15 protein-coding genes and 1 CRISPR repeat array are annotated in these 16,214 nt (G+C 47.1%); of the genes, 2 read left to right on the forward strand and 13 right to left on the reverse strand.

Annotation, left to right across the window (positions count from 1 at the left end; translation table 11 throughout):
• Positions 1-277, forward strand: a 277-nt coding sequence (locus IE070_RS13660; RefSeq protein ID WP_189483760.1) for a hypothetical protein, incomplete at its 5' end; no start/stop codon positions are given.
• 204 nt (positions 278-481) lie between these two features.
• Positions 482-737: direct repeats of the CRISPR family, unit length 23 nt; unit sequence TTCGGTATCTGACCCCGAAGGTT.
• Positions 738-1,149: 412 nt separating this feature from the next.
• Here the strand turns inward: IE070_RS13660 and IE070_RS13670 are convergent.
• The 7 genes from IE070_RS13670 to IE070_RS13700 form a co-directional block, all read right to left on the reverse strand.
• Positions 1,150-2,271: an O-antigen ligase family protein gene (locus IE070_RS13670; RefSeq protein ID WP_189483762.1), complete on the reverse strand. Its 1,122-nt coding sequence runs from the start codon at positions 2,269-2,271 to the stop codon at positions 1,150-1,152.
• A 560-nt stretch (positions 2,272-2,831) separates the two neighbouring features.
• Complete coding sequence (locus IE070_RS16735; RefSeq protein WP_189483763.1) at positions 2,832-3,173, reverse strand: pilin; 342 nt, start codon at positions 3,171-3,173, stop codon at positions 2,832-2,834.
• A 309-nt stretch (positions 3,174-3,482) separates the two neighbouring features.
• Entirely contained in the window at positions 3,483-4,346 is an 864-nt protein-coding gene (locus IE070_RS13680; protein WP_189483764.1) for an aminotransferase class IV, read from the reverse strand.
• A 13-nt stretch (positions 4,347-4,359) separates the two neighbouring features.
• Positions 4,360-5,253 (reverse strand): glutamate cyclase domain-containing protein, encoded by an 894-nt coding sequence (locus tag IE070_RS13685; protein WP_189483765.1) that lies wholly within the window; start codon positions 5,251-5,253, stop codon positions 4,360-4,362.
• A complete protein-coding gene (locus IE070_RS13690; protein ID WP_189483766.1) occupies positions 5,246-6,346 on the reverse strand; it encodes a 5-oxoprolinase subunit C family protein in 1,101 nt (366 codons plus the stop codon). Before IE070_RS13690 ends, IE070_RS13685 begins: the two co-directional genes overlap by 8 nt.
• Positions 6,343-7,068 carry a 5-oxoprolinase subunit PxpB gene (gene pxpB / locus IE070_RS13695; RefSeq protein WP_189483767.1) on the reverse strand — a complete coding sequence of 242 codons (726 nt, stop codon included), beginning with the start codon at positions 7,066-7,068 and terminating at the stop codon, positions 6,343-6,345. Before pxpB ends, IE070_RS13690 begins: the two co-directional genes overlap by 4 nt.
• Positions 7,056-7,793 (reverse strand): 5-oxoprolinase subunit PxpA, encoded by a 738-nt coding sequence (locus tag IE070_RS13700; RefSeq protein ID WP_189483890.1) that lies wholly within the window; start codon positions 7,791-7,793, stop codon positions 7,056-7,058. Before IE070_RS13700 ends, pxpB begins: the two co-directional genes overlap by 13 nt.
• A 529-nt stretch (positions 7,794-8,322) precedes the next feature.
• Here IE070_RS13700 and IE070_RS13705 point away from each other — a divergent pair.
• The gene (locus IE070_RS13705) at positions 8,323-9,357 is read left to right on the forward strand and encodes a GGDEF domain-containing protein (protein WP_189483768.1); all 1,035 of its coding nucleotides are present in this window, start codon (positions 8,323-8,325) and stop codon (positions 9,355-9,357) included.
• Positions 9,358-9,473: 116 nt separating this feature from the next.
• Here IE070_RS13705 and IE070_RS13710 read toward each other — a convergent pair whose 3' ends face one another.
• From IE070_RS13710 to gmk, 6 genes are all read right to left on the reverse strand, one after another.
• Positions 9,474-10,259, reverse strand: a complete 786-nt coding sequence (locus tag IE070_RS13710; RefSeq protein WP_189483769.1) for a putative hydro-lyase — start codon at positions 10,257-10,259, stop codon at positions 9,474-9,476.
• Positions 10,260-10,327: 68 nt separating this feature from the next.
• The gene (recG, locus tag IE070_RS13715; RefSeq protein ID WP_189483770.1) at positions 10,328-12,412 is read right to left on the reverse strand and encodes an ATP-dependent DNA helicase RecG; all 2,085 of its coding nucleotides are present in this window, start codon (positions 12,410-12,412) and stop codon (positions 10,328-10,330) included.
• A 64-nt stretch (positions 12,413-12,476) separates the two neighbouring features.
• Entirely contained in the window at positions 12,477-12,869 is a 393-nt protein-coding gene (gene ridA / locus IE070_RS13720) for a deaminase RidA (protein ID WP_189483771.1), read from the reverse strand.
• Between the two features lie 6 nt (positions 12,870-12,875).
• On the reverse strand, positions 12,876-14,993 hold the full coding sequence (gene spoT, locus IE070_RS13725) for a bifunctional GTP diphosphokinase/guanosine-3',5'-bis pyrophosphate 3'-pyrophosphohydrolase (protein ID WP_189483772.1): 2,118 nt from the start codon (positions 14,991-14,993) through the stop codon (positions 12,876-12,878).
• A gap of 223 nt (positions 14,994-15,216) precedes the next feature.
• A complete protein-coding gene (gene rpoZ / locus IE070_RS13730; RefSeq protein ID WP_189483773.1) occupies positions 15,217-15,492 on the reverse strand; it encodes a DNA-directed RNA polymerase subunit omega in 276 nt (91 codons plus the stop codon).
• A 50-nt stretch (positions 15,493-15,542) separates the two neighbouring features.
• The gene (gmk, locus tag IE070_RS13735) at positions 15,543-16,175 is read right to left on the reverse strand and encodes a guanylate kinase (RefSeq protein ID WP_189483891.1); all 633 of its coding nucleotides are present in this window, start codon (positions 16,173-16,175) and stop codon (positions 15,543-15,545) included.
• Positions 16,176-16,214: the final 39 nt, after the last annotated feature.

Genomic DNA, 16,214 nt, shown 5'->3' on the forward strand with positions numbered 1-16,214 from the left:
AAACGCGGGAAGAAAAAACCTGATCGGCATGATGTTATTGAGCGATCGGAATGATGTTATTAGCCAGTTTGCATTACTTGCTCCTGTAGGCGGCGTAAATGTTACCGGCATTAATAATGCGTTTTTAAAAACACTTACTCTGTGCGTTTGCCAACATAAGCAGGAAAGTTTTATTTCGACGGTTGAAAAAACAAACCCGCGTGAGGCGGGCTTGTTGGTTCGGTATCTGACCCCGAAGGTTTATTCGGTATCTGACCCCGAAGGTTCTGAAGGTTGATTTCGACGGCTGAAAAAAACAAACCCGCACGAGGCGGGCTTGTTGATTCGGTATCTGACCCCGAAGGTTTTCCCGGTATCTGACCCCGAAGGTTAGACCCCGAAGGTTCTTGATTCGGTATCTGACCCCGAAGGTTTAACATAAGCAGGAAAGTTTGATTTCGACGGCCGAAAAAAACAAACCCGCACGAGGCGGGCTTGTTGATTCGGTATCTGACCCCGAAGGTTGGTTCGGTATCTGCCCCCGAAGGTTTGCTAAGGTTGTCGGTATTGTTCGGTATCTGACCCCGAAGGTTATGCGGTATCTTGGTTCGGTATCTGACCCCGAAAGGTTGCTGCCGAAGGTTTATGACCCCGAAGGTTCTTGGTTCGTTATCTGACCCCGAAGGTTGTTCGGTATCTGACCCCGAAGGTTCCCCCAAAGGTTTCAAAGGTTTGTTCGGTATCTGACCCCGAAGGTTGCAACATCAATTACAAGGTGTTTTAACTTTGTGTCTGCTAGCAGTGTCGTGTGAACGGCAGTAGTAATGTTTGCATCATCGCCCGTGCCGTCTTCAGTCGTTACGGTTAATGCCAATGGACCAGGTTGCGTATTTGGCCCAGGTTTACAACCATTGAGTGCCAAGCAGCCTGTTAGCACTAGGCCAATACTGAATAATGTTAGCGTTGTTGTTTGCATTACTTGCTCCTGTAGGCGGCGTAAATGCTACCAGCATTAATAATGCGTTTTTACAAACTCTTACTCTGTGCGTTTGCCAACATAAGCAAGAAAGTTTGATTTCGACGGCTGAAAAAAACAAACCCGCACGAGGCGGGCTTGTTGATTCGGTATCTCACCCCGAAGGTTTGTACCCATTTGACCCAAGGTTTTGGTTAAAAAGTGTTAAAATATCTGTTGATAAATTCAATCTTGTCTTTTTTGCAGTTGGTTATTATTTTACAGTTAGTTAAATAATCAGTAGCAAGTGATTTTGCAGGTATCGTTTTTATCGTTTCGAATATCTGATTATTTAGCGCTTCTAAACTACTATAATCATCATTAACTCTTGCGTTGTGCGTTTCAAGCAGCAAATCCATCTGTACTAAATATAATTTTGATGGGAAATCACTAATTATCATTTCGCGAATAGCACTGCTGCCTGTTTTCAAGTAAGCCGATGAAAGTATAGAAGACTGTAGTACGATAATAAGTGCAGGAACCAATACTGTAGATTGAATAGCGAAAATCACACTAATAGACTTTGTGTAAAAAGTGTTTTGCTCTGTGTATTCAGGAGATGTGTAAATATAAAAAATTAAGCAAAAATAAAGCCCATATAGAGAACTTGTATACAGTGGATGCTCAAGCATAACATGGAAGAAAAGAGGCAATAAAATGACAAAACCACTACCACGCATAATATCTGAAGATCTCTTTGATTTTAATAACGCTTTGAGAAATATGTATAAGATAGTGCATATGAAAATTAGACCTATAATTCCACCTTCTAAACCCCAAAGCGCTAGTTCATTGTGAGGATGTGTTGAGAGGCTGTCTATAGGATTAATAAAATCATAAATATTTGAGTTATCATAGATTGAGTAATAAAACGCATGAATATACTCGCCAAAGCCCCAACCCAAAAAAGGTTTCTCAATAAACATTAGTAAACTATTCAAATACATGTCTAGTCTAATACCGGGAGTTTTCAGTGATTCTAAGTCTTTATGCCCTGTATCAACTAACAAGAAGTACAATGCGGCTAAAAAAATTCCAGCACTCAGCTTAAAAAATGACGATAGCTGATTCTTAAATACTTCTTTTGCATTACAAGCAAAAAATATTGTTAAACCCAAAGCAAGTGAAATGTATGCCGTTCTTGATGAACATAAGGTTATTATTAAAGGTGAGATAATTATATATGCAGAAATGAGTATTTTTGTCTTTATAGAGTGATTAGGGTTTAGGTGTTGATAAAGTGCAAATATTAAACCTACAGCTGTACAGGTTGCCATGATATTGACTTGCGCGAATGAGCCAACAGGTCTTAGATGATGAAATTGAAACGAATTAAGGAACTCTAGATTTGAGATCTGGGCTAATCCATATAAGCATTGAATCAAAAGTGAAATAAATATGATGTTTGTAATGGTCTTTTTGTCAGGTTTAATCCAGTAAAGCAGCTGAATGAATATAGCGAGTACTAAGATATATGAGATTCGTGTAATAGAGCTGTTCAGTGTAAAACCTTGTTTCAGCAAGATAAAGGCTAACATCATGGTACAGGCTATTATCAACTTTGACGTGAATTCACTTATCTTTAGGTGCGAGTGTTGATAGAAAAAAAGTGTTGTTGAAAATAAAATTATGGGAATTAAGACTAAAATGTTCGATGGAAGTGAAAGTCCATCCATGCCGTCAATAGTTTGAAAAGGTATGAAAGGTAATATACAAAAAACTAGAGCTAGGAGATATACGAAGATTTTATTGGTATTGAATTCAGGATTATTCGTCAATTTATTTCAACTAATTATATAAAGCCACCTTATTAGAGGTGGCTTTGATTTAAAAAGAATTATATTTCACAAGATGCTGTTGCGATAGTACAAGTAACAGTTGCGTTACCAGGTGTAGAGGCTAATGACTGTACAGTTCCTGATTGTCCTACAGTAATATCTGGAAGTGACTGACAAGCACGGGCAGCTGAGGCTGTCCAAGCATTACCTTCCGAAGTTTCTACAACAGCAGCACGGATATTTGCAGTAGCTTCAGCTAAACATGCGTTGTTTGCAGACCTAATGGTATAGTTTTGATATGCTGGCAAAGCCACTGCCGCTAAAATACCAATAATCGCAACAACGATCATTAATTCAATTAAGGTAAAACCTTGTTGTTTGGCACGTTGAACATTAATCATAAATTTGAACTCCTGAGTTTAAGTAGCCACTGAGGCTAAGTATCATTTTGGATACTTTTTGGCTTTTCGCAAGTGAAATTTTCATTGCTAATACAAAATTTGCTAAATTATTGGTTAAAAAAGGTTTTTAAGCCGCGGTGTTGTTAAATTGGTAACAGATTTAAGTAGTGCAAAAGTACTACTTTACGCGGTTGTTTGCGCTCGCCAACACTGGCACCTTGAATTGTAGCCATCCTTGTGGGATGGCTGGGGTATTAGGCGTTTTGGTAATAATAATTAAATGTGCGCGTCTTTATGCGTAAAGCGTTTTTAATCGTATTTATGTGCACTAAATAACCGTTGCGCAGCTAGCCAGATATCGCCCACTTCACCGTTGCCTACGGGGGTGTCGTTTACCTTAAGCACCGGCGCAATTTCTTTGCTGGAGCTGGTCAGCCAAATTTCATCAGCGGCCATCACCTCTTCAAAGCTGATGTCGCGCTCGACGACGTTTAACGTGGAATGCTGTCGCAGGATCTGCAATAACAGCAAGCGCGTGATTCCGGGTAATAATTTATTGCTCAGGGGCGGCGTGGCAATTTCGCCGTTTTTGATCACAAACACATTAACGGCAGCGCCTTCGGTGAGGTTGCCATCGCGATCAAACAGCAGAATCTCGTGTGCGCCTTGCTCAACGCCTTGTTGATAATGCAGCACATTGCCCAGCAACGAAGTTGATTTTATATGGCAGCGTTGCCAGCGTAAGTCATTACCGGTAATCACGTTATAGGTATGAGCTTTGGCTTTGTCTGGCACGGGCTCGGCGGCAATGGCAAAGGCATAGGCAAAAATGGTGGGGCTAATATTTAGGGGGAAGGCATGATTACGCTTAGTGTCGGTGCCACGGCTTACTTGAATATACACGGCGAGGTTATTGCCTAATTGCGCGCGATTATGGTTCAGCAGACTTTGGCAAATCTCGGTCCAGTCGGCGAGGGTTTTGCCATGGTGAATGCTTAATTGGCTTAAGCCACTGTGTAAGCGCGTAATATGTGGCTCAAAACCGACAAAACGGCCTTGATAAGACGGAATAACTTCGTAAATACCATCGCCGAATAAAAACCCGCGATCCATCGGGGAAATTTTCGCGTCGCTGGCGAGTATAAACTGGCCGTTTAAATACACTGTACTCATCGCTGGGGTCTCGTTAATTCGTGGGGGAGAGGGTTTGCGCTACCAAGGTATGTAAACGCTGGATCAGCGCTTCGCCTGCCTCATAAGGTAGGCCATCTTCGGTTAGCGTGGCTTGGCGGGTTACGCCATCGATGCAGCCATTCGCCACCAAAAACTGCAATATGGTGTAAAGATCCGCTTGGGCGAGCAGGTTCTCGCCCCGTAATAATGACAGCATGGCAATAATGCCCCACGCGGCCCAATTAGACACATCGGCTATCACCAGTTCATCGCACTCGGTAATGCTAGGAATAATATTAAGCTGATCCAGAGCAGCAACCACATTGCCCATGCCGATTTCGTTACCGCCATCACCAATAGCCAAAGTAGGGCAGCGGGCTTGCTCTAAAAAGAAATCAAAGCTGGCACAGCGTGCTGAAATATCTTCGCCCCGCATATTCATGTATCGGCCATTAGCACTAAAACCCGGCCGTTCAATGGCTAATACCAAAGCCGGTTGTAAGGTGGCCAATGCCTGTTCGGCAACCTGCGCTAAATGTTGGTACTGATTAACGTTAAGGGCGTAGCAGTTATAATGCGGTTGTAACACGCTAAAGAGCGGATCACCACACAAGATCACCGGATTAAGCCCAAGGTGTTGCGCGCAACGATACAGCGCAATCGCGCCAACGGGGCCATCGGTTTCAAACGTATTAAGTACCGGAAAACCTGTTCCAATCAGTACCGTGCTGCCTGTGGGCAAGTTAAATAAGCGTGCCGCACGGAGCACATATCCCGGGCGTAAGTGCGGTTGCACCTGCTGCATACCGCGTAAATTGCGCTCGACTAACCAGTGTTCTATTTGTTGGCTTAAGGCTTTTAGCGGCAGCGGTGCGGCACAAATAGCCTGTGTATGTGTGTTAGTCATGATGGCGCCCCTGCAGTTGAGTTAACGCTGAAGTAAGCCCTAGGCGCTGCGCTTCGCGGGTAAAACGCGCGGCATCAAGTTGTAACGCATTATGCGCGTCTTCCACGCTAATAGGCATAAACTGAACTTCGGTGCCCGGCGTGGCTTGCGCTAACGCCCAGCAATCCAGTGATAGTACATTGCCCATTTTGGGGTAACCCCCTAAGGTTTGCCGATCATTTAATAATACGATGGGCTGGCCATCAGGTGGAATTTGCACTGCGCCTGCGCTTATGCCTTCGGATAATAACTGCTGGGTACTACAGCGAATGGCGCTGCCAGTGAGTTTATAGCCCATACGATCGCATTTGGGGCTAACGCGATAGGGATTAAGGTAAAAGCGCGCACGTTCGATGGCGCTAAACAACGCGGCTTGATAGCCTTCGATAATGCGCAGGCGCAGTATGGACGAGCCCGGTAAGGTTTGTTGGGTCACGGCCGGCGGTAACGGCGCTACTGGCGTGATCTGTGGCACAGTGTTTTGTGGCATAGTATTTTGTGGCATAGAGTTTTGTGCTGCGCCAGCTAAGCTTACGCGAGTGACATTCGTGCTTGTTAAAGGCAAACAGTCATTGGCGTGCAGCTTGTGGCCGCCCAGCCTATGTTGCGGATCATCGGCAGCAGGATGGCGCAAGCCACCGATGCCTTCGCGCATAACCGTGGCAGTACTCCCAAATTGCGGCGCTACCTGAATGCCACCTTGTACGGCGAGGTAAACACGTAACCCTTGGCTAACATTCCCCAGCGCCAGTTCGTCGCCAGGCGCTAAGTGTAGTGCTTGCCAGCAAGGCACGGCGTGGCCGTTATGGCTTAGGGGAAGTGTGGCGCCGGTTACCGCAACCGTGCAAGCGCCTTGTGCTTGCACGATTAAGCCGCCCACGCTGTGCTCAATGAGTGTGGTATTGATAGGATTGCCCACTAAAGTATTCGCCCAGCGGAAACTGTGTTGGTCTAGCGGCCCGCCTTGGGTTAAGCCCAATTGCCCCTGGCCAAAGCGCCCCGCATCTTGTAATAAACTCAGTACGCCAGGGCTAATGATACGTAGGCTGCTCATAACGTACCGCCCAGTAAGGTAAACTCACGTTCACTAATAGGGATAAATTGTACTTGATCGCCCACCGCCACGGGCATGGCGGGGCTTTGCCAAGGAGTAAACATGGCAATAGGACAGCGGCCCAATAAGTGCCAGCCGCCTGGTGATGCGGCGGGGTAAACCGCCGTTTGCCGATCGGCGATGGCCACTGAGCCTGCTGGCACGCTAGCGCGGGGGCTACTTAAGCGCGGCATAGCCAATGCCTCTGGTAATTCCCCTAAATACGCAAACCCCGGGGCAAAGCCAATGGCATACACCTGATAGCTCGTACTGCTGTGTAGGTTGATCACTTCAGCGGGTGTCAGCCCTTTTGCTGTGGCGACCGCCAGTAAGTCGGGGCCACTCTGTTCGCTGTACCATACGGGTAACTCAACCCGTTTGGCCGGGCTTTGACTTAATAGATTGACCGGTTTGGCTAAGGCCTGCACTAACAGTGGTTTAATGCTTAAATGGCTATGCTGTAACGGGTCAAAGACAATTAATAACGAAGCATATGAGGGCAGTAATTCTATTAATTGTTGGCCTACCATTGGCGATAACTGGGTGGTTGCTAAGGCAATCTGTTGCGCGGCGGCAGGGCTGATCTGCTGCGTCGCTAAATAAAGGATAAAGGCGTTTTCGCCCGCAATCGTTAGCGTGTAATCGGTGGCGGCTAAACCGCAGGCACTGGTTAAGGCTGACATGCGGTGATACACGCGCGAATATGGTGTAATTGCTGAATGGCTGCAACGTTATCGCCATGCACACACAGCGTATCGGCTTGCAAAGGCAGTATAGTACCACTTTGTGTGGTAACGCTGCCCTGCTGGAGTAATTGCTGCACTTGTTGGATCACAGCGTCGCCATGCAATACCGCACCCGCTTGGCTGCGCGGTGTCAGTTTACCTTCGTCGGTGTAGCGACGATCGGCAAAGGCTTCAAACAATAAGCTTACGCCTACCGCAGCGGCGTCGGCTTGATATCTCGCGGCATCGGCTGTGGCGAGAATCATCAGTTTTAAAGGCTGATGATAACGGGCAACGGCCTGTAATACGGCTTGCCAGACGGCGGGATTACTCATCATATCGTTGTACAGTGCGCCATGCGGTTTGATATAACTGAGGCTAAGCCCCTGACAGCGAGCCATACCCTCTAAGGCAGCCACTTGATAGTGTATAAGGTTAATGATTTCTGGGGCGCTGCATTGCAGGCTACGGCGGCCAAAGCCTTGTAAATCGGGATACGCCGGATGGGCGCCTATTTCTACTTTATGCTGCTTTGCCAATGCCAAGGTACGCTGCATCACATTGGCATCGCCGGCATGAAACCCGCAAGCAATATTGGCTTGATCAATAAACGGCATAGCCTGTTCGTCTAAGCCCATTTGCCAGCTACCAAAGCTTTCGCCTAAATCGCAATTCAGCCGCAGTGTTGGTCGCGACGATGAGACGATTTTTGTGCTTGAAGCCATTGCTGAGGGTTCAGCGTTAGAGGTGTTTGCTGATATAGACATACCGATCTCGCTACGTTATTGCGCGTCGTACAAAGATTAACGATAGGATTAGTGTGCGTGAGTTCGTGGCGATTGTCCAGCGAGGGAGGCAACGACCTAGCATAAAAAATTCTAAAAAACTGATTCTGGTGAATAAAGTATTCCATCTGTTGACCAGCATACACACTACGTAAGGTGGGTAACAAAAGAGGGCAAATTGTGTGGCAACTAATGTGACAAAACACACGAGTAAGCCCTAAAACATTGAACTAACTGCGAAGGTTTATTCGTACAAACAAAAGCTTATGTTTTTGAGCATAGCGTAAAGGTGCTTTCGCGTAAATTTTCGCCAAGGCAAAAAAGGTTACTTTAGATAAAAGTGCGCTACGTTGTGTTAAAAATAAACTCGGCTTTTTGCAGATAGGTATGCTTAACTGAATACAAGTCGTATTGTAAAAGGGTCCATATGGATAATGTACAGCTAAAACATCGATTTCATGAATTAGAGGCGGCGCTATCGCCATTGATGAAGTTAGTGTGCACTATCACCACGCTCGAAACCGCGTTTGTAACCTATATTGATCCGGTGCAATCTAAGCAAGTTGTTGCCGTAACCTATGGCGATGGCGTGATAAATATTACTGCTGGTAGCGAAGTTAAGTGGCAAGATTCGATGTGTCGAAAGTTATTTAACGACGATACCTGGATAAACAACAATATATCGCAATCATATCCGCAAAGCGCAGGCGCTGAATTGGGCATGGCCACGTTTTTTGCTTTGCCGGTGCACTATAAAAACAACACCATTGGCAGTTTATGTGGTGCCAGTAAAGATCATAAAGCCATGACTGAGGCGCAGTTTACACAATTACAGCTTATTGCCAGCGCGGTGTCATGGTTAATTGCACAGTGGCAACGCTTGCTTAAATTGCAACAACGGCTGGAATTAACCCGAATGCGCTTGCAGCGGGTTAAACAAGATCGTGAATCGTTAAAGCAATTGGCCGGACAAGACCCATTAACAGGCTTATTAAATCGGCGGGGCTTTGCTGATTTATGGCAAAGCTGTACTGAGCAAGATGCGAAGGAAGGCGAAATTGCGGTGGTAGCCTTAGACTTTGATAACTTTAAGCAATTAAATGATAATTTTGGACATCAAGCGGGTGATGATGCCTTAAGATCGCTTGGACAAATTTTGCAGCAACATATTCGCGATTACGATTTTGCGGCGCGCTTAGGGGGGGATGAGTTTCTGTTGGTGCTGCCGGGCTGTAAACGACTGGAAGCACTGCATATCGCTGAGCGGATCCAGCAACAGTATCGTTTAACTGCGCATGGACAATTCCATACGATTAGCGTGGGCATTGCCGTAAGTAAGGTAGGCGCCTTTGATGATGTCATTTTGCTGGCCGATAAAGCCCTGTATAAAGCCAAAAACGCCGGGCGAGGGCAAATTATGGTTAGAGTGTATCGGCCTGAAACGGATGCAACCTTGAATTAACCGAGTGTTATCATGGCTTGCGGCTTATTCATCCGGTGATTACGCCGTAATAGCATGGTTATTTCGCCGTTGCTCAGTGCGGTGAGCTTACTTAACGCGCAAACTGGCTATTGCCATTACAGCATGGCCAGCTTGCTGTTACTGAGATCGGTAACCAACATATGGCCTGGTGCATGGCTGATACATAAATCGAGTTTTGCGTTCGCTATCGCCAATTGGGGTGTTACGCCACAGGCCCAAAATACTGGCACTTCACCCGGTTTGATACTCACGGCATCGCCATAATCAGGTGTATATATATCGTGTATGCCGATTGCTGCAGGATCGCCAAAGTGCACTGGCGCCCCATGCACTTGCGGAAAGCGCGAACAAATTTGTATAGCGCGGATGGCATTGGCTGGGGTCATTGGGCGCATACTCACCACCATATTGCTACTAAACACCCCTGCCGGTTGGCAGGCAAGATTAGTACGGTACATGGGAACATTGACCTGTTCGGTAAGGTTACGAATTTCTAGCCCATCGGCGAGTAACGCCTCTTCAAACGAAAAAGAGCAACCAATTAAAAACGTGACTAAATCATCGCGCCACATCGGGCTGATATCAGTGACTTCGTCGACCAGCGCGCCGTGTCGAAATACCCGATAACGGGGCAAGTCGGTACAAATATCCAGGTCGGCCGCCAACGCCGGCATATCTCGTGCACCAGGTCGCGCTGCCATGCCCAGTAAAGGACAAGGTTTGGGATTAAAATGGCAAAACTGCAAAAAATCAGCGGCGTATTGCGCGGGAATAATGGCCATGTTGGCCTGCACAAAGCCCGGTGCCAGCCCAGAGGTATTTTGACTAAATTGCCCGCTGCGACACTGCTGCCGAATGTGGTAGGGCGTTAACTGCTGCATACTTAGCACCTTATTCTTTTGTTTGGAACCCTTTGGTATCTGACCCCGAAGCATGCCAAGCATGCCTGTTAGGCGTGGCCGTAAATGTCTTTGTTGGCTAACCATCGTTTAATCAGATTGACGCTGGTTGGTCGATCGGTTTGCCATAGCGTGGCGGCAAGTTGGCGTGCTTGCGGCAGTAACTCGCTATCGCGGCTTAAGTCGGCAATTTTAAATTGCATCATACCCGTTTGTCGGGTGCCGAGCACTTCGCCGGGGCCACGGATCTCTAAATCGCGCTGGGCGATCACAAAGCCATCGTTACTTTCGCGTAATACGGATAAGCGCGATTGGGCGGTGCGCGACAACGGTGCATGATACAGCAATACGCAGTGTGATACGGCGCTGCCACGGCCAACTCGCCCACGTAGTTGATGCAATTGCGCTAAACCTAGACGCTCGGGGTTTTCAATAATCATTAAGCTGGCATTGGGCACGTCTACGCCGACTTCAATGACGGTGGTGGCCACCAGTAAGTCGAGTGCGCCGCGGCTAAATTCTTGCATAATCTGTTGTTTTTCAGTACTTTTTAGGCGCCCATGTACTAAGCCAATTTTTAATTCTGGCAGCGCTTGTTGCAAGTGTAACGCGCTATCTTCCGCTGCTTGGCACTGTAATGCCTCAGATTCTTCAATTAATGTGCATACCCAATAAGCCTGTCGCTGTTGCTCGGTAACCACTTGCTTCACCCGGCTAATCACCTCATCGCGGCGTGTGTCAGGAATAGCAACGGTGGTCACCGGCGTGCGCCCCGGTGGTAATTCATCAATAATAGAGGTATCCAGATCGGCATAGGCTGTCATGGCTAAGGTACGCGGTATCGGGGTGGCGGTCATAACTAATTGATGCGGATAATGTGCCGGAATGCCCCCTTTTTCACGCAACGCTAAACGCTGATCAACGCCAAAGCGGTGCTGCTCGTCGATGATCACTAAGGCTAATTTACTAAATACCACCCCTTGTTGAAATAGCGCATGGGTGCCGATAATCATTTGCGCGGTGCCGCTTTGCAGGGCGTCTAAGGTGCTTTGTCGGGCTTTACCTTTGGTTTTCCCCCCTAGCCATGCTAATTGAATACCTAAGGGCTCAAACCAACGCTGAAAATTTAGCGCATGTTGTTCGGCCAATAATTCGGTGGGCGCCATCAGCGCCACTTGATAGCCATTGCCAATTGCGGTTAAGGCGGCTAACGCGGCCACTAAGGTTTTACCTGAACCCACATCACCTTGCACCAAACGTAGCATAGGCAGTGGTTTAGCTAAATCGGCTTGAATTTGCTGCACTACACGGTGTTGTGCCCCTGTCGGCGAAAAAGGTAGCTGGGCTAAAAACTGCTGTAACAAGGCATCGGGTGATGACATAGCCACAGCCTGTTGCTGTTGGCCTTGGCTACGCAATTTAAACATACTTAATTGCTGAGCAATCAGCTCTTCTAAAATTAGCCGTTGCTGCGCCGGATGTTTACCTTGCTCTAATAGGGTTAAGGCGGCATCTGGCGGTGGACGATGGATGTAGCGCAAGGCATCGGCTAATGACCAAGGTTGGCGCAATAATGCGCTTGGTAACAGCTCGTCGGGGGCGTAGCGATCTAAATAGCTTAGCGCGGCATCGGTTAAATTACGCCAAGTAGCTTGTTTTAGCCCTTCGGTTGTGGGGTAAATTGGGGTAAGGGTTTCGGCAACGGCCGTATCTAACACTTCGTCGTGCAGCACTTTGTATTCAGGATGCAGCATTTCAAGGCCACGTGGCCCGCGTTTCACTTCACCAAAGCAACGTAGTTGGCAGCCTTTTTCAACGGCATTCTTTTGCGCCGCTGAAAAGTGGAAAAAACGCAATGTGATACTGCCGCTGTGATCGCGCAACGTCACTAACCAGCTGCGTCTTTTACCAAATTGTACTTCGCTGCTTTGCACTTCGCCTTGCACTGTCGCATGCACCAAGGGCATTAAATCGGCAATGGGATACAGCCGAGTGCGATCTTCATAGCGCAGGGGGAGATGAAACAGAATATCCTGAATACTGAAAATAGCCAGTTTTGCTAGCCGTTCAGCGGCTTTGCTACCGACACCTTTGATGGCCGAGATAGCAATATTGTCAAGACGGGTTTGGCTCACTGTGCCGTACTCATCTGTACTGATGCCACCAAAGACGCTGAAAAAAATAGCCGCATGCTATGCCCTAGTGCGTTGAGGGCACTTCCATTACGCCATCAATTTCAATTTGCGCGCCGCGCGGTAACGCGCTGACTTGCACGGCAGCGCGTGCAGGGTAGGGCTCAGCATAGTATTGGCTCATGATTTGGTTAACCGTGGCAAACTGGCTTAAGTCGGTAAGAAAGATGTTCACCTTTACCATATTGTTTAGGCTGCCCCCTGCGGCTTCACATACGGCACTTAGGTTTTTAAATACCTGATGGGTTTGTTCGGCAAAGTCTTCAGACACCATTTGCATAGTAGCGGGCACTAACGGAATTTGACCCGATAAATATACCGTAGTGCCAATTTTTACCGCTTGGCTGTAAGTGCCAATGGCAGCGGGCGCATCGTTGGTGCGAATAATAACTTTAGACATAGAACATTATTTCCTTCTGTATACTTTTTGCACATCAGGGAGTACGCGAATTTTCCGCATAACATTCGCCAGATGTACCCTGCCAAGAACCGATAGCGTGATTTTTATCACGTATTCGCCTGTTTCGCGATCATCGGTAGATAAATCTTGGATATTTGAATCTTGCGAGGCAATAACCGAGGTTAATTTGGCCAATACCCCTGGACGGTTGATGATAAAGACGCGGATATCACACAAGAACTGTTTTTCGGTGGTGTTATCCCAACGTACCGGGAAGAATTTTGCCGGTTCGCGCTCCCAGCCTTTGATATTGCGGCAGTCGTTACGATGCACATTTAAGCCTTTACCCGGAGAGGCGTTAGCGACAATCGGATCGCCTGGGATCGGCCGACAACATTTTGCAAAGGTCACTAGCATCCCTTCCGATCCCACAATAAAGGCATTGCCTTTAGGCAGGGGCAGGGCTTTGCTTTGGGGTTCGCTGCTTTCAAACTCGCCCAATAAGCGACGCGCAATGGCAATAGGTAACTGATTGCCTAAGCCAATTTCAGTGTACAGGGCATCTAACGATTGCTGGTGCACATTGGCTAGCACTTGTTCGATACGCTCTGGGGCGATATCTTCAATATTAACGTGGCCTAGTGCAGAGGTGAGCAAACGACGTCCTAGGGAAATAGCTTCGTTTTGCTGCTGTTTTTTCAGGTAATTACGGATCCCTAAAATGGCACGGCTAGTGACCACATAATTCAGCCAATTGGCATTGGGTTTGCCGCCTGGGCTAGTAATAATTTCAACGGTTTGGCCCGTTTCAAGCGGTTTACTCAGTGAATAAGGTTTGCGATCCACTTTGGTGCCAACGCAACGATTACCAATGTCGGTGTGAACCGCATAAGCAAAATCAACGGCGGTGGCGCCAATCGGCAATTCGACAATACGGCCTTTTGGGGTAAAGACATAGAGTTCATCTGGATAGAGTTCAGATTTTACGTTTTCGACGAACTCAGAGCTGGTGCCCACGCTTTGTTGCAGCTCAAGCAGGCTTTGCATCCAGCGCTGGGCGCGAATTTGTGCCGTTGATTCGCGTACTTCACCATTGGCTTTATACATCCAATGCGCGGCAATACCTTTATCGGCCATTTCATCCATTTCGCGGGTACGCATTTGAATTTCAACCGGAATACCGTGCGGGCCAATGAGCGAGGTATGCAACGATTGATAGCCGTTTTGCTTAGGGATCGCAATATAGTCTTTAAAACGGCTTTCAATCGGTTTAAACAGATTGTGCATAACGCCTAACGTTCGATAACAATGATCAACGCTATCTACCACAACACGAAAAGCGTAAATGTCCATCACATCATTGAACATCAGCTCTTTGTTTTTCATTTTCCGGTAAATGCTATATAGATGCTTTTCGCGGCCACTGACGTCGGCATTTATGCCATTTTGACTAATGCGGCTACGGATATCTTGTTGCACTTTTTCAAGCAGTTCACGACGATTGCCGCGGGCTTGTTTTACCGCCGAACTCAGTGCGCGATAACGCATGGGGTAAAGCGCCTGAAAGCCCCAATCTTCTAATTCATTTTTAATATTATGAATGCCCAAGCGATTGGCAATCGGGGCATAAAGCTCTAGCGTTTCTTTGGCAATGCGACGGCGTTTTTCGGGGCGTAAGGCACCTAAGGTGCGCATATTGTGTGTGCGATCGGCCAGTTTAATTAAGATCACCCGAATATCTTGGGTCATGGCCATAAACATTTTCTGCAAATTGGTGGTTTCAAACTCTTTGATATCTTTAAATTTTACCTTATCGAGTTTGCTAACGCCTTGCACTAATTCGGCTACCGTAGCACCAAATAACCGCGTTAAGTCTTCTTTGCTTACGGGGGTGTCTTCGATCACATCATGTAATAACGCCGCCATGAGCGTTTCATGATCGAGTTTCATGTCGGCCAAAATACTGGTTACCGCGACCGGATGCGTGATGTAAGGCTCGCCACTTGAGCGAAACTGTGGGGCGTGCGCGTCTCTGGCTACCACATAGGCCTGCTGCACCAGATTTACCTGCTCTGGCGGCAGATACGCACTAATCTGATTTTTTAGACCTTCAAATAGATACACAACCACTCCAAACATGTGCAGAAAACGAGAAATGCGTTATTGGTAGTCACTGGGCAGGGCGGTATACACCACGTTAACCCTTGGGTGTATCGACACAGTTAAACTGTGTTTGGTGATACGTTACCGCGCGGTTTGCCGTGCTACTGCTATGAATAGAATATACGTTTAAATTAGGCGAATGCCAACGGCTAAACCGCAGTTGGCATCGTTTAGACAGGATTTTTTACTGATCGTTACCAATAATGGCCGCAACGGCTGCCATTTCAGAGGCTTCTTGTTGCAATTGATCGCGACGCTCTTGTGCATCTAGGATGCTGCTAGTAATAAAGCCTTTCTCAATTTCGCGCAGTGCCACAACAGTAGACTTATCGTTTTCACGATCAACCATAGGCTCTTTGCCTTCAACAGACAGCTGGCGCGCACGGCGTGCTGCAACCAGTATTAAATCAAAACGGTTACCAATTTTATCTACAGCATCTTCAACGGTTACGCGAGCCATTCAGCACTCCGGAAATAGTCAGTGTTAAACTTAAGGTCAACTAGTTTACGCTATTTTGTGTCTTTCGCCAACAGCTGATCGAGCAATGCGCTGTGCCGATGTTGTTGGCTTGCCAGCGAGTGACGTTGGCTTAGCACGATTTGCTCCATTTGTTGTAAGGCTTCAGACAGTTCGTCATTGATAATAAGATAATCGTATTCGTCAGCATGCGACATTTCGTCTTGTGCTTTTGCCATGCGTCCTGCGATAACCTCGGCGCTGTCGGTGCCGCGCTGGTTTAAACGCTGTTCAAGTTCAGGCAGGCTGGGCGGTAAAATAAAAATCCCAATGGTAGCGGGTTCTTGGGCGCGAATTTGACGCGCACCTTGCCAATCAATATCTAAAAATACATCGATACCTTGGCTAAGCTGTTGATAAATAGCATTACGAGAGGTGCCATAATAGTTACCAAACACTTCTGCCCATTCTAAAAACTCATTATTGGCGATGCGTGCTTTAAAATCTTCTACAGTAGTAAAGTGGTAATGCACGCCATTTTGTTCACCCGCTCGTGGCGCGCGCGTGGTATGTGACACGCTTAATTGCATATCGGCATGCTTTTTTAGCAAGGCTTGAATTAACGTAGATTTACCAGCACCGCTGGGTGCAGAGATGATAAATAAATTACCGCTAAGCGGCTGCATAGCATGTTGGTTCACAACGTTTACCTTGTAACAAGGAGA

Source organism: Alishewanella tabrizica (assembly GCF_014652375.1).
GTDB classification, from domain to species: Bacteria; Pseudomonadota; Gammaproteobacteria; order Enterobacterales; family Alteromonadaceae; genus Alishewanella; species Alishewanella tabrizica.